This window comes from Pseudomonas sp. A-B-19 (assembly GCF_019947515.1).
In the GTDB taxonomy this organism is placed as follows: Bacteria; Pseudomonadota; Gammaproteobacteria; order Pseudomonadales; family Pseudomonadaceae; genus Aquipseudomonas.
Window position 1 is genome coordinate 61,670 of record NZ_JAGYGN010000027.1, and the last position, 20,055, is coordinate 81,724.

Below are 20,055 nucleotides of genomic sequence, written 5' to 3' on the forward strand. Positions count from 1 at the left end.
TAACGGACAGGCTTCAGGCTCCGGTTTTCGAGGAGTACTCGGTCCTGTGTCGTTGGGCTGTTGTAGACACTAATGGTGCATGTTCAGACGCAAAACTATTCATTTGCTCGCCACACTCTTGTGAAGTTGTGAAAACCCGTTTTTTTCACGCTCTTTTGAAGACGTGAACCTCAAAAAGGGCTGTCCCAGCCTGGCACCGTGCCCGGATGAAATTGCCGCCAAGGGATACAAGGCAGGCAAAACGGGCAGACAGCTCAGTGACCGAGCGTAATGACAGCTCTGCAGATTCGAGAAAGGTGGAGGTTTTGCTCAACAAAACAGCAAGCGCGCCAGCTTCACTCGATCTGTGTGGGCGGCTCTCTGTGGGCGGTGCGGGGTGTCAATACAAGCGCATTGACGATGCTGCGAGGCCCGATCAGGAGACGTCCTTATAATCGGGGGGAGATTGTATCTAAGAAACGTAGGGAAATGGTCGTGTTTAATGACTTTTATTAGGTGTTTGGTCAGGTCGTCAGCAGTTGCTGCGCACGTGAACGCGGCTGTTGCTGTTGCGAAGCGATGCGGGCGCCGGCCGGCAGGGGCTGATTCAGCCAGTTCAGGCGGATCTCTTCGATTTCAACCCAGCCATCGCCCATGGGCTGGAGGCTGCATTGCTTGAAGGCCTGGCAGTGGCCATTGCGGTCGAGCAGGGCGAAGCAGCGATGCAGTGGGCGTGGCGCGAACAGAGAGATCAGGTGGCGCATGGTGAAGTACCGTGTGGGTGACTGCCGATAAGGTTACCTTCAGGTCATTACGTGCAAGTGTATGAGTGGTGACACCTGTGTGACAGGAACCGCATCCCTCTGGGGGGTGTCAGAGATTTCATCAAACATTGTGAGGTGCTGGTCCGCCTCAGTGGCGCACCGCTATACTGCCGGCCTGTTTGTGCCTGATTCTGGAGAGAAGAGCATGTTGCAACGCCTGTTGTTCGGTTTGATCACTGTGACCAGCTTGACCCTGGTTGGCTGCGCCCACAGCCCGCAACAACTGAGCCCGGAACCGAAGCTGACCGCCCAGTTGGCCCCGGTCGGCCATGGCCAGCCTGTCGTGGTACGTGTAGTGGATGGTCGCCCGTCGCCGACACTGGGCACCCGTGGTGGCCTGTACCCGGAGACCAGTGCGATCACCGTGCAGGGCGCGCAGATCCTGCCGAAGCTGCAGGCCCAGGCTGAAGCCGCCGTGCGTCTGTTGGGCTTTACCCCGACGAACAACGCCATGAATGCACCGCAACTGACCGTGACCCTGACGGAATTGAAGTACCAATCGCCCAAGGAAGGTCTGTACGTGACCGAGGCTACCATCGGTGCGACATTCCGCTCCGATGTACAGAACGCCAACCGTCGCTACAGCGGCCGTTATGGTTCGTCTCTGGACCAGCGTTTCGGTATGGCGCCGAACCAGGAAACCAACACCAAGCTGGTCAGCGATGTGCTGAGCGATGCGTTGACCCGCCTGTTCAAGGACCCGACCGTGGGGCAGATTCTCGGCGAGTAATGCGAGCCCCTGTAGGAGCGAGCTTGCTCGCGATTGTGGTTAACGATTACGCGGGGAATCTGGTACCCCGCGGCGTCTTCAAGTCCATCGCGAGCAGGCTCGCTCCCACAGGAGATCGGGGGTGTCACGCCGCCTGCGAGTAAAAATCCAGCACACTCACGCCTGTCAGCAAATCCGTTTCCGGCAAATCCGCATGTTGATGCCCGCCCAGGGCGCAATACACCAGCCAATGGCGGTCCTGAACGTTGAAAGCGAGGCTGCCGACGAGGGCTTGTTGTTCTTCGCTGGGGGTGATGAGGTAAAGACGATCCTGGTTTTCGGCGTGGAGCATGACGTGGTCCCTGTCGGTTTCGAGGCGCGCATGATCGCCGATACAGATGACGAAGCCGTGACGCAGGACAGCCACTGATCAATTGCTTTGTTATTTGTCGGAAACAGGGGGCAGGCGCGCAGGCTTTCGGTAGAATCCGCGCCGCGGTCGCCGGTCCGGCACCTGCCACTTGTTTGACTTGAGGTTTGTGATGTCGCTGCACTTGATGACGCTGTTTACCGCCCATCCCGCCAAATTGATCAATCTGCTGGCCTTGCTCTTTGCCTTCCCGGGCGGCTGGCTGCTGCACGCCACCCGTCGTCGTGAAATGCGCGCGATGGCCAGCCTTCAGTCACAGCGCCAGAGCAGCCCCAACGTAGAGCCCACGCTGGACTGGGCGACCTTGCGCAAGAACCGGTTTTTCTACATCTTCGGTTTTGCCTGCATGGGGATGGCGCTGCTGGTTTCCTGGATCAGCACTCAGGTCTGAGGCTGAAGTAAAACCTGTGGCGAGGGGGCAAGCCCCCTCGCCACAAAAAGCGCCGTTTTTTGTATCCAGCCGCAACCGCTTACAGCGCCAACCCTGCCTTCACCCGGTACTGATTGCGCACCGGCGTCGCATATTGCAGCACCAGGAACGGACGATGCTCTTCAGGGCAGGCGTCCAGGCGGCGTTGCCATTCTTCCTGGGCCTTGGCCAGTTCCTCGGCAGCGAACACTTCGGCGGCTTTTGGCACCTGCAACTGCGGATCGGCGTCTTTCCACTGCGCGTACGCCAGGTAGTGCACCGGGAACAAGCGATAGCCGCTGAGGATTTGCCTGTCCATCTCGACCGCCAATTGCTTGGTGTCTTCGAACAGTTCGGTGATCGGCGCGGCAAAGTTCACATGCACCCGGCCCTTGTAGCCGGTGATGCCCTTGGCGATGCTTACGTCATCCTCGCCCGGCACCTTGGTGTAGCTGCCGGTGGTGGCGCGGATGTAAAGCTCGCGGGCCTTGGCCTGGTCGCACGGGTCGTACTCGTAGCTGATCGACACCGGGGTCAGGTTCAGCGACTGGATGACTTCGCCGAACGGCTCGTCCTTGCGGCTCATGTGGAACATCTTGAGGATCGCCGATTCGGTACGGTCGTCACCGTCCTTGGCGCGTCCTTCGGCCTGGGCGATCCAGATCGAGGCGCAATCGTTGCGGATCGAATGGTTGATGTACGCCGACAACAGTTGATAAGCCGCCATTTTCTCCCGGCGTCCGCTGATCGAGCGGTGCACGATGAAGCTCTTGTTCAGGCGCATCAGGTCGCTGACGAAAGGCTTTTGCAGCAGGTTGTCGCCAATGGCGATGCGCGGGGTCGGCAGGCCGGCGTGGTACACGGCATAGTTGACGAAGGCCGGGTCCATCACGATATCGCGGTGGTTGGCGATAAACAGGTAGGCATTGCCGGACTTGAATTGCTCCACCCCGGTATAAGTGACACCGTCGGTGGCGCGTTCGATGGTGTGGTCGACGTAAACCTCGACTTTGTCCTGTAACGTGGCCACGGAGGTAATGCCGGCAAACTCACGGCGCAACCGATGGGCTATAAGAGGTTTGAGTGCCCAGCCTAAAGCGCCGGCGAAACGCGGGAAGCGGAAGTGGGTGAGGATATCTAGAAACGCCTTGTCGCCGAGCAGTCGTGCCAGCACTGCCGGGACTTCGCTGTCGTCGTAAGGTCGGATGGCATCGAATTCGCCCATCATGCTCTCTTGTTGGAAACGGCTAGGGTAAGTAAAGGTTTTAATCGAAAAAAACGGTGGGGCACGGTCTGAAAAAGAAGCCAGACAAAAATAGCCCTGCAAATAGACCGGCGATTATACGCACAAGTCACCTGGGAGACCGCGATGCTGGAAACTGCGCAGTATGAATGTCCGTATTGTGGTGAAGAAGTCGAGACGACGCTGGATTTGTCCGGTGGCGATCAGACCTATATTGAAGACTGCCAGGTGTGCTGCCGGCCGATAACCTTCGTGTTACAGGTTCATGAAGGGGAATGGCATCTCGAAGTGTTCAGTGAAAACGAGTGAGGAGCGTGTATGCAGCGCATCTATGATCCGGAGAACCTGATGGAAGGCGAGTTGCTGCAAGGCATGCTCGCCAGCGAGGGTATCGAGGCGCATCTGGTGGGCCGTGATTTGCTCGGCGGCTCCGGGGAGTTGCCGATCTATGGCTTGCTCGGGCTGTCGGTCGAGAACGACCAGGCTGCATACGCCCGTGAGCTGATCACTGCGTACAATGCCGCATTGCCGCTGTCCGGCGATGAGCCGGACAGTTTTCCCGGCACGCTGGTCTGTTAGGCTGGCGTTCGTTTGATCAAGAGCTGTGTTGCCCCATGTGTGGACGTTATGCCCTGTTTCGCTGGAACCCCGCCTTCGCGGCGCTGCCCGGTTTTCCCTCCGACCAGCAGGCGCAGTGGAACATTTCCCCCAATGATTCGGTGTTGATGCTGCGGGCCGGGCCTGACGGCCAGCGCACGCTGGCCCGCGCCCGCTGGGGCCTGACGCCACCCTGGCTGACCGATCTGTCTCGCACCCCGGCTCATGCCCGCGCCGAAACCGTGGCCGAACAACCGATGTTCCGCGAAGCCCTGCGCTTGCGCCGCTGCCTGTTGCCGGCCAACGGTTTCTACGAGTGGCGCGGCACGACGCGCAAGCGCCCGTACTGGCTGACACCGGGGGAGGGCTCGTCATTGTTCTTTGCGGCGATCTGGGAGGCGTATCCGGTGCAGGAGCAAGTGTGGCTGAGTACCGCGGTGATTACCCAGCCGGCGGCGAGCCAGCGACGGCCGTTGATTCTGGATGAGGCGGGGCAGGCCGCGTGGCTGGATCCCGAGACGCCATTACATGCTTTGCAAGCATTGCTGGCCAGTGAGCCTGCCGCATTGCGCGAGCGGGTGCTGGCCAACATGGTCAATGATCCGAAGCTCAATGGTCCGGAGTGTCTCACTCCGGGTTGAGTTATTGGGCGGCTGAACCGGCCCCATCGCGAGCAAGCTCGTTCCCAGGGGTTTTGTGTACGCCATAGATCCAATGTGGGAGCGAGCTTGCTCGCGATGGGGGCTTCGGATCAGACCCGCAACTGATTGATCAGTGCCGCTGCTGTTTCCTGTCGCCGTATGTGAATTTTTTCTACGGCGATGAGAGTTTTGTCTGAATTGTGCGTCTTACGTCCATTGGATCTGGCGTCGCTACTTTTCCACGCCTAGGATACGCGGCATGTTTTCAGGGAATTTTTTGATGAGCAAGATTTTGGTTGTCAGTGCACTGGGCGCAGCGCTGCTGCTCAGCGGTTGTCAGTCGGTCAATACCACCAGCGGCGGTGCCGTGGGCATTGAGCGCAAGCAGTACATGTTCAGCATGTTGTCCTCGCAAGAGGTCGACCAGATGTACGCTCAGTCCTATCAGAAGACAGTGGGCGAGGCATCGAGCAAAGGTGTGCTGGACAAGAGCAGTAATGAAGCCCGGCGGGTTCAGCTGATTGCCGACCGGCTGATTGCCCAGACGCCGACGTTTCGTCCGGACGCGGCTCAGTGGAAGTGGGAAGTCAACCTGATCAAGAGCGATGAGCTCAATGCCAATTGCGGCCCTGGCGGCAAGATCATCTTTTACACCGGCCTGATCGACAGGCTGAATCTGACTGACGATGAAATCGCCGCGATCATGGGCCATGAAATCGCCCACGCCCTGCGTGAGCACGGTCGTGAAGCGATGTCCAAGGCTTACGGCATCGAAATGGCCAAGCAGGGCGCCGGTGCCTTGTTGGGATTGGGGCAGGACACCATGGCCCTGGCCGATACCGTGGCCAACTACGGCATGACCTTGCCCAACAGTCGCGCCAATGAAAACGAAGCGGACCTGATTGGCCTGGAATTGGCGGCCCGCGCCGGCTACAACCCGAATGCCGCAATTACCCTGTGGAACAAAATGAGCAAGGTGTCGGAAGGTGCGCCACCGGAGTTCATGAGCACTCACCCTGCGTCGTCGAGTCGTATTGCGGCGTTGCAGGCGGCGATTCCGAAGGTCATGCCGCTGTATGAGCAGGCCAGGAAGTCCTGATATCTATGTGGTGAAGCCGCTACCGCCATCGTCGGAACGCCGCCCGGAGCAAGCCCGCTCCCACATTGGTTTTGTGCTCGACACCGAACCCTGTGGGAGCGAGCTTGCTCGCGATGAACGAAAACTCGGTCTATCGACCTAAACCGTCAAACCCACCCGCTGCTCTGCATCGCCTTGTACACCGCGACAATCGCCAGGACGAAGAACGCCGACGCCGCCAGTCGACGGATCAGGGTCAATGGCAGCTTGTCTGCGGCGAAGTTGCCCGCCAGAACCACCGGTACGTTGGCAATCAACATGCCGAGGGTGGTGCCGATGATCACCAGCCACAACTCCGGATATTGCGCAGCCAGCATCACGGTCGCGATCTGCGTCTTGTCGCCGATTTCCGCCAGGAAGAACGCGATCAGCGTGGTCAGGAACGGCCCGAACTTGCGGGCGGTGCTGGCTTCGTCGTCATCCATCTTGTCCGGCACCAGGGTCCACAAGGCAGTCGCGGCGAAGCTTGCGGCGAGGATCCAGTGCAGCATCGTATCCGAGAAGAAACTGCCGACCCAGGCGCCTATCGCACCGGCTGCAGCGTGGTTGGCCAGGGTCGCGGCGACGATACCGGCGATGATCGGCCAGGGCTTGCGGAAGCGGGCAGCGAGAATGAGCGCGAGCAGTTGCGTCTTGTCGCCGATTTCGGCCAAGGCAACGATTGCGGTAGGTACGAGTAGTGAATCCAGCATCAGGGGTTTTCCTAAGGGGCGGGTCGACACGGCTATGACACGTACAGCCTTCCCGCCCCGGGTAAGGTGTTCGTGTCATAGGTCTTGTCAAACCCTGCGATCCATCTGATGTGGATGCTTGGGTCGCATGCGCCATGGTCTTTTGACCAAGTATGTTGACGCATGCCGGACGAGCGTGGCGCTCGTGGGAGACTACTCCCCTAGGACGGAGCGGATTCTGCCTAGGCAAAATCCATTCGGCAAGCCTTCTTTTTCAAAAAAAGCCTTAGCCGCGTTTGGCCCGGTAGATGCGAAAACCCTGGCCTTCTGCCTTGATCGTGCAGGTGCCAAGGTGCTCCTCGATCAATGGCTGGTACTTCAGGAAGCTGTTCGCTACCAAGCGAAGTTCGCCACCGTTTTTCAGATGTTTGGCTGCTTTTCGCAGCAAATTCTCCGTCGCGAAATAGTCGGTGTGCACCCCGACATGGAACGGCGGATTGCTCAGAATCGCACTCAAACCCATCGGTGCGGTGTCGATGCCGTCACCGGTAATCACTTCGGCTTCCAGACCATTGGCCGCCAGGGTCAGGCGACTGCTGGCAGCGGCAAAAGCATCCACATCCAGCAAAGTGACCTGATTGTGCGGGTAACGACGTTTCACCGCCGCGCCCAAGACTCCTGCACCGCAACCGAAGTCCAGCAGGTGACCGCCGGGCAGTTTGTCCAGATGTTCCAGCAGCAGCGCGCTGCCGCGATCCAGGCGACCATGGCTGAACACTCCCGGCAGGCTGATGACCTTCAGCGGGCCTTCGGCCAGTGGCAGTTCGTAAGTCTGCGCCAGGCTTTCCAGCGGTTTGGCTTCAGGCGCGTTGGCCACGGTGACCAGCCAGAGCTGGCAGTGGCGCGCGCTGTCGAGCTTGCGTGGCTTGCCGAACGGGTTGAGTTGTTTGGCGGCGCCTTCGATGCCGCTTTTTTTCTCGCCGACCAGGTACAGTTCGCGGCCGGCCAGCCGCGAGGCGAGGGCATTGAGGATGTAATCGGTCAGGTCCTTGGCCTTGGGCAAAAACACCACGGCGGTATCGAACGCGCGCTCAGGCGCATTCACGCCAAAGTGGCTGCGCTCGGCGAAGCGCGCGTCCAGCGCGGCCTGATCGCCAGCGTGCCAGCACCAGCCGTGAGCGTCGGGCAGACGGCCCAGCAAGTCGTCGGCGGGCAAACCGGCCAACAACACCGAACCCTGGAATAACTCGGCCTGACGAAGCAGTACTTCACTGCGCGGATCCATAACTGCTCCTGTGAATAAAAGTGCCGCAGTTTATCAACTGACGACCCGCAGCGCCTTACCGCTGAAGTATCCCAGTGCGTTTTCGGTCACTTGGCCAACGATTCGCTGGCGCGCTTCGCGACTGCCCCAGGCGTTGTGCGGGGTGACGATCAGGCGCGGAATATCGTGGGCCAGCAGCGGATTGCCATTGATGGGTGGCTCGACGCTCAGCACGTCCGTGGCGGCGCCGCCCAGATGCCCGTTGCGCAGGGCGTCGGCCAGCGCCTGTTCGTCGATCAGACCACCGCGTGCGGTGTTGACCACAAATGCACCGGGCTTCATCGAGGCCAGTTCACGGGCACCGATGAAGTGGCGGGTATGTTCGTTGAGTGGGCAGTGCAAGGTCAGGGCATCGACCTGTGGCAACAGTTCATCCAGCGGCAGTCGGTCCGGCCGGGCAGGGCGTCCGGGAATTTGCCCCAGCAGAACGCGCATGCCGAAGGCTTCGGCCAGCCGTGCGACTGCGCCGCCCAATTCGCCGTGGCCCAATAGGCCAAGGGTTTTGCCTTCGAGTTCGACAATCGGGTAATCCAGCAAACAGAACTGTTTGGCCTGCTGCCAGCGACCTTCGTCGACGGCTTTTTGATAATCGGCCAGGCGTGTGGCCAGGTTGAGCAGCAACATGATCGTGTGCTGCGCCACCGATGGCGTACCGTAGCCTTGGCAATTGCACACGGTTATCCCGCGGGCGCGGGCGGCGGCGAGGTCGACATTGTTGGTGCCGGTGGCGGTGATCAGGATCAGCTTGAGATCAGGGCTGGCGGCCATGGCGGCGGCATCGATGACAATTTTGTTGCTGATGGCGACGGTGGCGCCCTTGAGGTGTTCGATGACTTGATCAGGCAAGGTCTGGGCGAACAGCTGCAAATCGCTGAAACAGTTGCGCAGAGGATTGAGGTCAAGGTCGCCGAGGTCCAGGGAAGGATGGTCGAGGAAAACGGCGCGGCGAGTGTTCATCATCAACTGTACCTTTTGTGCAATGAGCTGAAGGCGTAATCTGCCGAGCCTACCAGATGAAATAAATAGATACGCAAAGCCTCGGTTACACCAAACCCGTGGCGAGGGAGCTTGCTCCCGCTGGGCTGCGGAGCGGCCCCAACCCGGCCACCCGGTTTTTTCAGGCATTACGCATCATCCGGTTTTACGACTGCTGCGCAGCCGAGCGGGAGCAAGCTTCCTCGCCACAAGTGTGAAGTTCGCTACCGCATTATTTAATTGATCGATCTGCCCCCAGAGGAGCCCCCATGTACTGGACAGAGTTCTTGACCGTTGCCCTGATTCACCTGCTGGCCGTGGCCAGCCCCGGCCCGGACTTTGCCGTGGTGGTGCGTGAGAGTGTTACCCACGGTCGCCGCGCGGGTACCTGGACCGCGCTGGGTGTGGGGACGGCGATTTTCCTGCACGTGGGTTATTCGTTGCTGGGTATCGGCCTGATCGTGTCCCAGTCGATCGTGCTGTTCAATGCCTTGAAATGGGCCGCCGCCGCTTATCTGCTGTACATCGGTTACAAGGCACTGCGCGCGCAACCGGCCAAGCCTGTGGCGGACGGTCTGCACAAGGAAGCCGGCGAGCGCACCGCCCGTGGTGCCTTCACCTCGGGTTTCGTCACCAACGGTCTCAATCCGAAAGCCACGCTGTTCTTCCTCTCGTTGTTCACCGTGGTGATCAACCCGCACACACCACTGGCCGTACAGGCCGGTTACGGGGTTTACCTGGCGGTGGCGACGGCAACCTGGTTTTGCCTGGTGGCGATGTTGTTCAGTCAGCAGCGCGTACGCGCCGGGTTTGCGCGCATGGGGCACTGGTTCGACCGGACCATGGGCGCGGTGCTGATTGCGATTGGCGTGAAGCTGGCTTTTACCGAGATGCATTGATCAATAACACATCCCGCAGGAGCTGCCGCAGGCTGCGGCAGCCCCTACAGTTCCTGTCATGAAATCCTACAAATGATGGCGCAACGCTAGCATTTGCGCGGCTCTGCAAATCATTCCTTTGGCTGATTTGGCTGGCGATCAAGGGCACTACAGTGCTTACTTTCAGTCACGACCGTGCAGTCAGAAAAAGGGATTCTTATGTTGCAGACTCGCGTTATCCCCCCGGCCGAAGGCGCTTACCAGTACCCGCTGTTGATCAAACGGCTGCTGATGTCCGGTGCCCGTTATGAGAAAACCCGCGAGATCATCTACCGCGACAAGTTGCGCTACAGCTACCCGACCCTGATCGAACGCGTGGCCCGTCTGGCCAACGTGCTGACAGCGGCCGGGGTCAAGCCCGGGGATGCCGTGGGTGTGATGGACTGGGACAGCCATCGTTACCTGGAATGCATGTTCGCCATCCCGATGATCGGTGCGGTGATCCATACCATCAACGTACGCCTGTCGCCGGAACAGATCCTCTACACCATGAACCACGCCGAGGACCGCTTCGTGCTGGTCAACAGCGAGTTCGTCGGTCTCTACAAGGCCATCGAAGGGCATCTGACGACGGTCAACAAAACCCTGCTGCTGACGGACCTGCCGGAAAAAACCGCGGACCTGCCGAACCTCGTCGGCGAATACGAACAACTGCTGGCCGCAGCGAGCCCGCAGTACGACTTCGAGGATTTCGACGAAAACTCGGTCGCGACCACGTTCTACACCACCGGCACCACCGGTAACCCCAAGGGCGTGTACTTCACCCATCGGCAACTGGTGCTGCACACCATTGGGGTGTCGACCATCATGGGCGCGATCGATAGCGTGCGTCTGTTGGGCACGAACGACGTCTACATGCCGATCACCCCGATGTTCCACGTACACGCCTGGGGCTTGCCGTATGTGGCGACCATGCTCGGGCTCAAGCAGGTGTATCCCGGTCGCTATGACCCGGAGTACCTGGTGGAATTGTGGCGCAAGGAGAAGGTCACGTTCTCCCATTGCGTGCCGACCATCCTGCAGATGGTCCTCAATGCCAAGGCCGCGCAGAACGTCGACTTCGGCGGCTGGAAAATCGTCATCGGCGGCAGCGCCCTGAACCGCACGTTGTACGAGGCGGCCAAGGCCAAAGGCATTCAGTTGACCGCCGCCTACGGCATGTCGGAAACCGGGCCTCTGGTGTCGTGCGCGCACCTCAACGACGAATTGATGGCCGGTACCGAAGACGAGCGCACCACTTACCGGATCAAGGCTGGTGTGCCTGGGCCACTGGTGGAAGCGGCGATCGTCGACACCGAGGGCAACTTCCTGCCCGCCGACGGCGAGACTCAGGGTGAGCTTGTGCTGCGTGCCCCGTGGCTCACCGAGGGCTATTTCAATGAACCCGAGAAGGGCGCCGAGCTCTGGGCCGGCGGATGGCTGCACACCGGCGATGTGGCGACCCTGGACAGCATGGGCGTGATCGACATTCGCGACCGGATCAAGGACGTGATCAAGACCGGTGGCGAGTGGATTTCCTCCCTGGACCTCGAAGACCTGATCAGCCGTCATGCGGCGGTACGTGAAGTAGCAGTGGTGGGGATCCCCGATCCGCAGTGGGGCGAGCGGCCGTTTGCCCTGCTGGTGGTTCGTGAGGGGTACGTAATCGGAGCCCGGGAGCTCAAGGAACACCTCAAGCCGTTTGTGGAGCTGGGGCACCTGAGCAAGTGGGCGATTCCGAGCCAGATCGCCCTTGTTACTGAAATTCCCAAGACCAGCGTCGGCAAACTCGACAAGAAGCGTATTCGTGTCGACATCTCCGAATGGCAGGCCACCAACAGTACCTTCCTCTCGACGCTTTAAGCGCCTCCCGGCGTGCCCGAAAGGGCACGCCAACCCCACCAAGCAAGCGCTTGGCTTGTCAAATCGATTTTTTCAGCCATCCTTGCCGTGCCGACGAGCGTCGGACTGGCGAAAGGACCGTTCCAGAGTGGCTGGCAGCTGCAAATCACACTTTAGAGGGATCAAGCACAACTACCTGCTGGCTATAGTCCGTTCAAGGATTTTTAAGAACGGAGCAACCGCACGAACCGGGGCGATGCATCTTTGGAATTACTTTGGGACGCCATGGCTCCCGGTTATCCACAGCGTTTTTAGAAGTGCTCATTGCCATAAAAATAAAATGCACATGGAGTAGCGTCGATGACATCAGTAAACCAGTTCTGGCGCCGGGCGAAACTGCCCCTGGCTGTCAGTCTTGCCTCTACGCTCGCCGGGCCAGCATTCGGCGTCAGTTTCAACGTCGGTGAAATCGAAGGTCAGTTCGACTCATCCCTGTCGATTGGTGCCAGCTGGTCTACTCAGCAGCCGAACAAGAACCTCATCGGTGTCAACAACGGCGGCAAGGGTTTGTCCCAGACCTCTGATGACGGTCACCTGAACTTCAAGAGCGGGGAAACCTTCTCGAAGATCTTCAAGGGCATCCATGACCTTGAACTGAAATATGGCGATACCGGTGTTTTCGTCCGTGGCAAATACTGGTACGACTTTGAACTCAAAGACGAAAGCCGTCCGTTCAAGGACATCAGCGACGACGGTCGCAAGGAAGGCGCCAAGTCTGCCGGCGGCCAGATCCTCGACGCCTTCGTCTACCACAACTACTCCATTGCCGATCAACCAGGTTCCGTGCGCCTGGGCAAGCAGGTCGTGAGCTGGGGTGAAAGTACCTTCATTGGCGGCGGCATCAACTCGATCAACCCGATCGACGTGTCTGCATTCCGCCGCCCGGGTGCCGAGATCAAGGAAGGCCTGATCCCGGTCAACATGTTCTATGTGTCCCAGAGCCTGACCGAAAACCTCTCGGCCGAAGCGTTCTATCAACTTGAATGGGACCAGACCGTCGTCGACAACTGCGGCACGTTCTTCTCCCAGCCAGACATCGTTGCCGACGGCTGCAACGACAACCTGCGTGTGCTGGCAAAACGCTCGCAAATTCCGGCTATTGCCCTGGGGCCTTTGGCCGCCAATGGTGTCGACGTCAACAACGAGGGTGTTCTGGTACGCCGTGGCGGCGATCGTGATGCCCGTGACAGCGGCCAGTGGGGCGCGTCCTTCAAATACATGTTCGATCCGCTGGACACCGAATTCGGTGCCTACTTCATGAACTACCACAGCCGTGCGCCGATCTTCAGCGCCACCGGTGCGCCGCAGTCGGTCTACAACACCGCAGCGGGGCTCCCGGGCCCGTTCGCCGCACTGGCGCCATTGCTGGTGGCGGGTAATTCGCAGTACTTCATCGAATATCCGGAAGACATTCGCCTGTATGGCCTGAGCTTCTCCACCACTCTGCCTACCGGTACGGCGTGGAGCGGTGAGATCAGCTACCGTCCGAACGCTCCGGTGCAGCTCAACTCCACCGACATCCTGTTCGCCGGTGTACGTCCTTTGGGCAATAACAACCCGAACAATCCATTGACCAATGCATCGCTGCTTACCGGCGTGCCGGGTCAGGACCTGCACGGCTATCGTCGCAAGGAAGTCACCCAGTTCCAGACCACCCTGACGCACTTCTTCGACCAGGTCATGGGCGCCAGCCGTCTGACCCTGGTGGGTGAAGTGGGCGTGACCCACGTTGGCGGCCTGGAAAGCACTTCCGACGTTCGTTATGGCCGCGATCCGGTCTACGGCCCGGGTGAGTTGCCAGCCTCAGGCGCGCTCGATACCTGCGTGGCGCTCAACACCAGCACCATCAACGGTGCCGGCCCGGGGACGCCGACCAACAACCGCAGCCGCAACTGCACCAATGAAGGCTTCACCACCCCGACTTCGTGGGGCTACCGCGGTCGTGCCATCTGGGAATACAACGACGTGTTTGCCGGTGTGAACCTCAAGCCGAACGTTGCCTGGTCCCATGACGTGAGCGGTTACTCACCTGGCCCTGGCGGCAACTTCGAGGAAGGCCGCAAAGCGGTGAGCCTGGGTGTCGACGCCGAGTACCAGAACACCTACACCGCGAGCCTGGCCTACACCAACTTTTTCGACGGCAAGTACACCACCGTGGATGACCGCGACTTCGTTGCGCTCAGCGTCGGCGTGAACTTCTAAGCACTGTATTTTCAGGACGAACACACATATGAAAATAACAAAGAGTCTGTTCCACGCCGGTGTTCTCGGGCTTTCACTGCTGGCGACCAGTGTCTTGGCGGCGGTTCCCCAGGCCGAGGCCGACAAGCTGGGCAAGAGCCTGACCCCGATGGGCGCCGAAATGGCGGGCAACGCCGACGGTTCGATCCCGGCCTGGAAGCCGATGGCGAAGAACGCCGGTACGGTCGACAGCAAAGGTTTCCTGTCCAATCCGTTCGCCAGCGAAAAACCGCTGTTCACCATCACGGCGCAGAACGTCGACCAATACAAGGAAAAGCTCGCCCCGGGCCAGTACGCGATGTTCAAGCGCTACCCGGAAACCTTCAAGATGCCGGTTTATCCGTCCCATCGCGGTGCCACCGTGCCGGATGACGTGTTCGCGGCCATCAAGCGCAACGCCACCAACACCAATCTGGTGTCCGGCGGCAACGGCCTGGAGAACTTTGAAACCGCCATTCCGTTCCCTATTCCGAAAAGCGGCGTTGAAGTCATCTGGAACCACATCACCCGCTATCGCGGGGGCAGCGTGACCCGTCTGGTGACCCAGGCCACACCACAGCCGAACGGTTCATTCAGCCTGGTGTACTTCCAGGACCAGTTCGTGTTCCGCGACAAGATGAAGGATTACGACCCGAAAAACCCGGGCAACATCCTGTTCTACTTCAAGCAGAAAGTGACCGCGCCGGCACGTCTGGCCGGTGGTGTGCTGCTGGTTCACGAAACCCTCGATCAGGTCAAGGAGCCGCGTTCGGCGTGGGTTTACAACGCCGGTCAGCGTCGTGTGCGCCGCGCGCCGCAAGTGTCCTATGACGGCCCGGGTACCGCGGCCGACGGCCTGCGTACCTCCGACAACCTGGACATGTTCAACGGCGCCCCGGATCGTTACGACTGGAAGCTCGAAGGCAAGAAAGAGATGTACATCGGTTCCGATGCCTACAAGCTCGACGATCCGAAACTCAAATACGCCGACATCATCATGGCCGGTCACATCAACCAGGACCTGGCGCGTTACGAGTTGCGTCGTGTGTGGCATGTGGTTGCAACCCTGAAGGAAGGTCAGCGTCACATCTACGCCAAGCGGGACTTCTACATCGACGAAGATACCTGGCAAGCCGCGGTCATCGATCACTACGACGGTCGCGGGCAACTGTGGCGCGTCGCCGAGGCCCATGCCGAGAACTACTACGACAAGCAAGTGCCGTGGTATGCCCTCGAAGCCCTGTATGACCTGCAATCGGGTCGTTACCTGGCGCTGGGCATGAAAAACGAAGAGAAGTCGGCTTATGACTTCGGCTTCACTGCCACCACCAGCGACTTCACCCCGGCCGCCTTGCGTCAGGATGGTGTTCGCTAAGGTGAACTGAGTAGAGGCCGCATCCTCTGAAAACGCCCCGACTGGTTCGGGGCGTTTTTTTTTGTTTGTAGACTTTTTGTAGCCATTTGTAGCAACTACCTTCATTCCCTATCCGTTTACGGCTAGTCTGCGGACATCTGCAACGCCGCCACCCGCAATTCAAACAAGAGCCGGCTATGACTGATTTGTCTACATCCCCAGGTTCTGCAAACGTTGCTGTCGCGACACTCGACGGGCGCTTCTTCCGCCCGCCGTTGCCCGATGGCCATGTATTGCGTCCACGTTTGTGCGAGCGCCTGAGTGCCGGGCTCGGTGGCAGGTTGTTGCTGGTCAGCGCACCTGCAGGGTTCGGCAAGAGTTCGTTGGCGGTGGAGTTTTGCCAGGGGTTGCCGGCGCACTGGCGAAGTCTCTGGCTGGGCTTGAGCCCGCGCGACAGTGACCCGGGGCGTTTTCTCGAGCGCCTGCTGGAAGGCCTCCAGGACTATTTTCCGTATCTGGGCAGGCAATCGCTCGGGCTGTTGAAAATGCGCCAGCGCCATCAGCCGTTCGCGTTCGAAGAGTGGCTGGACGGCCTACTTGACGAACTGGCCGTGCACCTGTCTACAGCGACACCATTACTGCTGGTGCTGGATGATTACCATCTGGCCCAAGGGCCGGTGCTGGACCGCTGCCTGCAGTTTTTCCTCAATCATCTTCCCGATGGCTTGCTGGTGATGGTCACCAGTCGCCAACGTCCCGACTGGCATCTGGCGCGGCTACGGCTGTCACGGCAACTACTTGAATTGCATGAACAGGATCTGCGCCTGACCCACGACGAAGCCTTGAGCCTGCTCGACCGGCACAGCAGCTCCTTGCGCGGTGAGGCGCTGGAAAGCCTGATCCAGCGCAGCGAAGGTTGGGTCGCGGGGTTGCGCTTCTGGCTGCTGGCCGCCTCCGAGGCAGGCACCGATGGCGCGCTGCCGCAATCGTTGCACGGTGGGGAAGGGCTGATCCGCGATTATCTGCTCGAAGAAGTCATCGACTGCCTACCTGCCGAGGTCCAGTCGTTCCTCTACGACACGGCACCCCAGGAACGTTTTTGCAGTGAGCTGTGCGACGCCGTTCGCGACGCCCATGACAGCGGGGAGATCCTGCGCTTCCTGCTCGCCCACCAGGTGTTCCTGGTGCCACTGGACGAGCATGGCCATTGGTATCGCTACCATCACCTGTTTTCCGATCTGTTGCGCACGCGGCCTGCTTCCCAGTCGATGGTGCCGGCCGCCAGCCTGCACCTGCGTGCCTGCCGCTGGTTCAATGCCCAGGGACTGCTCGATGAGGCCGTGGAGCAGGCCTTGCGTGCCGGTCACCTGGACGTCGCGGCGAACCTGGTGCAGAACCTCTCCGAAGAGCAACTGCTGGCCGAGCAGAACGTCGGCATGTTGCTGCGCTGGAAAATGGACTTGCCTGACAGCTTGCTGATCAGCACGCCGCGACTGATTGTGCTCTATAGCTGGGCGCTGGGGATGGCTTGCCAACTGGATGCCGCCGAGGAGCTGGCCAGTCATTTGAGCCGCTTCCTGCCCGCTCCGTCGGCCACCGCCCAGAAGTCCATGCTGGCTCAATGGCTGGCATTGAGTGGCATCATTGCCCGTGGGCGCGGCAACCGCGAACTGACACTGCGGTACTGCCGCGAAGCGTTGGAAAGTCTTCCATGCAAGCGTTACGGCCAGCGCCTGATGTGCCTCTCGACCCTGTCCAACCTGGCCATTGCCGACGGTGATCTGTGGCGGGCGCGGGGGCTGAACCGCGAATCGCTGGAGCTGGCGCAACGGGTTGGCAACCCGTTGTTCGAAGCGCTGGCGCACTACGACCGCGCCCGGGTACTGCAAGCGCGCGGGGAAATCTGTCGGGCGCTGGAGGAGGTCCGCCAGGGAATGCAACGCCTGCAGAGCCTGTCTGCGCAACGGCTGTATGCGGTTCGCGCCCGGCTGACCTTGTACGAAGGTTTTCTGCTGGCCCTGCGCATGCAGCCGCAATTGGCGCGGGTGCGATTGCAGGCCGGGTTGAGCGAGGCACGCGCCTGTCGTGACATCAGCGTGCTGATCGGCCACTGCGTGATTGCCAGGCTGGAAGGCAGCAGTGGCGAGTTCGCCAAAGCCTTTGCCGAACTGGCCGAAGCCGAGCGGCTGATGCACATCTGGGACGTGCCCCCCATTTATTACCTGGCCATGATCACTCTGGTCAAATGTGAACTCTGGCTGGCCCAGGGGCGCACCGATCTGGCCGAAGCCTGGCTGGCGCGTCTGGGGCAGACCTATAACGGCGAAAACGGGGCGGCGCCACCGGAATTCCACCCGCAATTGCCGCTGCATATCGAATTGCAACAAGCCTTGCTGGACGTCATTCAGGGCCAACCGATGCTGGCCGAAGGGCGTTTGAATGCGTTGCTTGAGCATGGCCAGCAAAGCGGTCGGCAGATGCTCAGTGCCATGGCATTGACCCAAAAAGTGGCGTTATTGCTGGGTAGCGGGCGGGAGCCGGAAGCACGCAAGGCACTGGCCCAGGCGCTGGACGCCGCTGGCGGAGGAGTGTTGCAACCCTTCGAGGGCCTGTTGGCCGAGCACCCGGACTGGCTGCGTGGGCAACTTCAAAACTGTCCGCCAACCCCCGTTTCCCTGAGCCTCAGTGAAAAACTGCCGGCATTGGCTGCCCGTCCCGGACTGGAGTCCTGTGCGGTCGCGGAACAGCTCAGCACGCGGGAAATGGCGGTTCTGCGATTGATCGCCCAGGGCTGTTCGAACCAGGAAATCAGCGATCAGCTGTTTATCTCCCTGCACACGGTCAAGACTCACGCCAGCCACATCAACAGCAAGCTTGGGGTCGAGCGGCGTACGCAGGCGGTAGCGCGGGCCAAGGAGTTGGGGGTGTTGGGTTAAGGATTTTTCACGTTCCCCATCGTGGCCATTGGCTGGATACTCAAGTGTGCGAAAATCCCTCGTCCCCGTTAATCGAGCAGGCCCCGATGTCCCAGCAACCCACCCTCATCCGCGAAACCTTCCCCGTCGGCCCTTTGCAGTGCAACTGCACGATCATCGGTGATCCGGTGACGAAAAAGGCCATCGTCGTCGATCCGGGTGGCAATCATGAGCTGATCCTGGCGCGGCTCGATGCCCTGGGGCTGAAAGTGGTCAGCATCATTCACACCCATGCGCACCTCGATCATTTCCTGGCTTCCGGTCAACTCAAGGAGAAAACCGGCGCGACCCTGCATTTGCACAAGCAAGACCAATTTCTATGGGACAACCTGGAAATGCAGTGCCAGATGTTCGGCGTTCCTTATACCCCGGTGCCTTCCCCGGATCGCTGGCTGGCCGATGATGAAGAACTGGCCTGCGGTTGTGGCGTGGCGCTGCACACGCCAGGTCATACGCCGGGCTCCATGAGCTTCTGGTTTTCCGGGGCCAAGCTGCTGATTGCCGGTGATACGCTGTTTCGTCGTGGAGTCGGGCGCACGGATTTGTGGGGGGGCGACCAGGCGACCATCGTGCGTTCGATCAAGCAGCGGTTGTACACCCTCGACGAAGACGCGACCGTGGTAACCGGGCATGGTCCGGATACTCGCCTGGGCGACGAAATGCGCGAGAACCCCTTTGTTCGGGGCTGATTTGTAACATTCGGAATTTTTACCCGTTAACATGATCCAACGCCCGCAAAGGCTGATGCCTTGGTCCGTTGCACCACAGAACGCAAAAAAGTAGGAGCTTTACATGTTCACCACGCGTCGTTTGATTATTGTCGCTACAGCTGTGGCCGTTTTGTCCGGTTGTGCCTCGCCTAACCCATACGGCGGTCAGGGCCAGGCTCAGGGTCAGGCGGATAGCGGCTCCGAAGGCATGAGCAAGACCGCGAAATACGGCGGCCTCGGCGCTCTGGCCGGTGCGTTGGCCGGTGCTGCCATCAACCACGATAACCGTGGCAAGGGCGCCCTGATCGGTGCTGCGGTGGTCGGTGCTTCCGCCGCCGGCTACGGCTACTACGCTGATCAGCAAGAGAAAAAGCTGCGCGCCAGCATGGCCAACACCGGTGTTGAAGTGCAGCGCCAGGGCGACCAGATCAAGCTGATCATGCCGGGCAACATCACGTTCGCGACCGATTCGGCGAACATTGCCCCAAGTTTCTATCAGCCGCTGAACAACCTGGCGGGCTCGCTGAAAGAGTTCAACCAGAACCAGATCGAGATCGTCGGCTATACCGACAGCACCGGCAGCCGTCAGCACAACATGGACCTGTCCCAGCGTCGCGCCCAAAGCGTGGCGACCTATCTGACCTCGCAAGGTGTCAGCGGTGCCAACCTGAGCGCTCGTGGCGCCGGCCCGGATAGCCCGGTTGCCAGCAACGCCGACGTCAATGGCCGTGCACAGAACCGCCGTGTCGAGGTTAACCTCAAGGCGATTCCGGGTCAGCAGTATGGTGCTCAGCAGCAAGGTACGGTTCAGCAGTATCCTTGATCGTCTGATTGAACCCCAGGCGTAAAAAGGCCCGCCCGATTCTAAACAGATCAAGCGGGCTTTTTTGTATCCTCAGTTCTGGCCCCTTCGCGGGCAAGCCCGCTCCCAGTGTGCCCGGCATGGGCCAAAACCAGTCACCTGAAAAGTGGTGACCAGAATGAGTGACGAGAACTGTAGTGAAACGCAAGGGGGAAGCCGCGAGGCCAGCCTGAAA

General features: G+C 60.0%; 19 protein-coding genes and 1 riboswitch. Of the genes, 13 read left to right on the top strand and 6 right to left on the bottom strand.

Annotation, left to right across the window (positions count from 1 at the left end; all coding sequences use genetic code 11):
- Window positions 1-503 precede the first annotated feature (503 nt).
- Window positions 504-743, bottom strand: a complete 240-nt coding sequence (locus tag KGA81_RS24240; protein WP_223549206.1) for a hypothetical protein — start codon at window positions 741-743, stop codon at window positions 504-506.
- A gap of 205 nt (window positions 744-948) precedes the next feature.
- Here KGA81_RS24240 and KGA81_RS24245 point away from each other — a divergent pair, with 205 nt between their 5' ends.
- Window positions 949-1,533 (top strand): YajG family lipoprotein, encoded by a 585-nt coding sequence (locus KGA81_RS24245; RefSeq protein ID WP_007981326.1) that lies wholly within the window; start codon window positions 949-951, stop codon window positions 1,531-1,533.
- Between the two features lie 124 nt (window positions 1,534-1,657).
- On the opposite strand, the gene KGA81_RS24250 is transcribed toward KGA81_RS24245, so the two are convergent.
- Window positions 1,658-1,864 (bottom strand): hypothetical protein, encoded by a 207-nt coding sequence (locus KGA81_RS24250; RefSeq protein ID WP_085724026.1) that lies wholly within the window; start codon window positions 1,862-1,864, stop codon window positions 1,658-1,660.
- Between the two features lie 190 nt (window positions 1,865-2,054).
- Here KGA81_RS24250 and KGA81_RS24255 point away from each other — a divergent pair, with 190 nt between their 5' ends.
- Window positions 2,055-2,333 (top strand): hypothetical protein, encoded by a 279-nt coding sequence (locus tag KGA81_RS24255; RefSeq protein ID WP_108214884.1) that lies wholly within the window; start codon window positions 2,055-2,057, stop codon window positions 2,331-2,333.
- Window positions 2,334-2,412: 79 nt separating this feature from the next.
- Here KGA81_RS24255 and KGA81_RS24260 read toward each other — a convergent pair whose 3' ends face one another.
- The gene (locus KGA81_RS24260; RefSeq protein WP_223549208.1) at window positions 2,413-3,579 is read right to left on the bottom strand and encodes a 1-acyl-sn-glycerol-3-phosphate acyltransferase; all 1,167 of its coding nucleotides are present in this window, start codon (window positions 3,577-3,579) and stop codon (window positions 2,413-2,415) included.
- Between the two features lie 141 nt (window positions 3,580-3,720).
- Here KGA81_RS24260 and KGA81_RS24265 point away from each other — a divergent pair, with 141 nt between their 5' ends.
- The 4 genes from KGA81_RS24265 to KGA81_RS24280 all read left to right on the top strand — a co-directional run bounded on the left by KGA81_RS24265 (window position 3,721) and on the right by KGA81_RS24280 (window position 5,931).
- Window positions 3,721-3,903 (top strand): CPXCG motif-containing cysteine-rich protein, encoded by a 183-nt coding sequence (locus KGA81_RS24265; RefSeq protein WP_223549210.1) that lies wholly within the window; start codon window positions 3,721-3,723, stop codon window positions 3,901-3,903.
- A gap of 9 nt (window positions 3,904-3,912) precedes the next feature.
- Entirely contained in the window at window positions 3,913-4,173 is a 261-nt protein-coding gene (locus KGA81_RS24270; protein ID WP_008045983.1) for a putative signal transducing protein, read from the top strand.
- A 35-nt stretch (window positions 4,174-4,208) separates the two neighbouring features.
- On the top strand, window positions 4,209-4,832 hold the full coding sequence (locus tag KGA81_RS24275) for an SOS response-associated peptidase (protein WP_223549212.1): 624 nt from the start codon (window positions 4,209-4,211) through the stop codon (window positions 4,830-4,832).
- A gap of 280 nt (window positions 4,833-5,112) precedes the next feature.
- Window positions 5,113-5,931, top strand: coding sequence for a M48 family metallopeptidase (locus KGA81_RS24280; protein WP_223549214.1), 819 nt, complete (start codon window positions 5,113-5,115; stop codon window positions 5,929-5,931).
- Window positions 5,932-6,077: 146 nt separating this feature from the next.
- Here the strand turns inward: KGA81_RS24280 and KGA81_RS24285 are convergent, their stop codons facing one another.
- From KGA81_RS24285 to KGA81_RS24295, 3 genes are all read right to left on the bottom strand, one after another.
- Entirely contained in the window at window positions 6,078-6,662 is a 585-nt protein-coding gene (locus tag KGA81_RS24285; RefSeq protein ID WP_108214890.1) for a TMEM165/GDT1 family protein, read from the bottom strand.
- A 90-nt stretch (window positions 6,663-6,752) separates the two neighbouring features.
- Window positions 6,753-6,875, bottom strand: a riboswitch (yybP-ykoY riboswitch).
- A gap of 52 nt (window positions 6,876-6,927) precedes the next feature.
- On the bottom strand, window positions 6,928-7,926 hold the full coding sequence (locus KGA81_RS24290; RefSeq protein WP_223549216.1) for a class I SAM-dependent methyltransferase: 999 nt from the start codon (window positions 7,924-7,926) through the stop codon (window positions 6,928-6,930).
- Between the two features lie 33 nt (window positions 7,927-7,959).
- Entirely contained in the window at window positions 7,960-8,925 is a 966-nt protein-coding gene (locus KGA81_RS24295) for a 2-hydroxyacid dehydrogenase (RefSeq protein ID WP_223549218.1), read from the bottom strand.
- A 284-nt stretch (window positions 8,926-9,209) separates the two neighbouring features.
- On the opposite strand from KGA81_RS24295, the gene KGA81_RS24300 reads away from it, so the two are divergent.
- From KGA81_RS24300 to KGA81_RS24330, 7 genes are all read left to right on the top strand, one after another.
- A complete protein-coding gene (locus KGA81_RS24300; RefSeq protein WP_223549220.1) occupies window positions 9,210-9,839 on the top strand; it encodes a LysE family translocator in 630 nt (209 codons plus the stop codon).
- Window positions 9,840-10,037: 198 nt separating this feature from the next.
- Window positions 10,038-11,720: a fatty acid--CoA ligase gene (locus KGA81_RS24305; RefSeq protein ID WP_223549222.1), complete on the top strand. Its 1,683-nt coding sequence runs from the start codon at window positions 10,038-10,040 to the stop codon at window positions 11,718-11,720.
- A 339-nt stretch (window positions 11,721-12,059) separates the two neighbouring features.
- A complete protein-coding gene (locus tag KGA81_RS24310) occupies window positions 12,060-13,961 on the top strand; it encodes a DUF1302 domain-containing protein (protein WP_223549224.1) in 1,902 nt (633 codons plus the stop codon).
- Between the two features lie 28 nt (window positions 13,962-13,989).
- Window positions 13,990-15,354, top strand: a complete 1,365-nt coding sequence (locus tag KGA81_RS24315; protein WP_223549226.1) for a DUF1329 domain-containing protein — start codon at window positions 13,990-13,992, stop codon at window positions 15,352-15,354.
- Window positions 15,355-15,530: 176 nt separating this feature from the next.
- Complete coding sequence (locus KGA81_RS24320; protein WP_223549228.1) at window positions 15,531-18,269, top strand: LuxR C-terminal-related transcriptional regulator; 2,739 nt, start codon at window positions 15,531-15,533, stop codon at window positions 18,267-18,269.
- An 86-nt stretch (window positions 18,270-18,355) separates the two neighbouring features.
- The gene (locus KGA81_RS24325) at window positions 18,356-18,997 is read left to right on the top strand and encodes an MBL fold metallo-hydrolase (protein ID WP_223549230.1); all 642 of its coding nucleotides are present in this window, start codon (window positions 18,356-18,358) and stop codon (window positions 18,995-18,997) included.
- A 103-nt stretch (window positions 18,998-19,100) separates the two neighbouring features.
- On the top strand, window positions 19,101-19,841 hold the full coding sequence (locus tag KGA81_RS24330; protein ID WP_204932043.1) for an OmpA family protein: 741 nt from the start codon (window positions 19,101-19,103) through the stop codon (window positions 19,839-19,841).
- Window positions 19,842-20,055 lie beyond the last annotated feature (214 nt).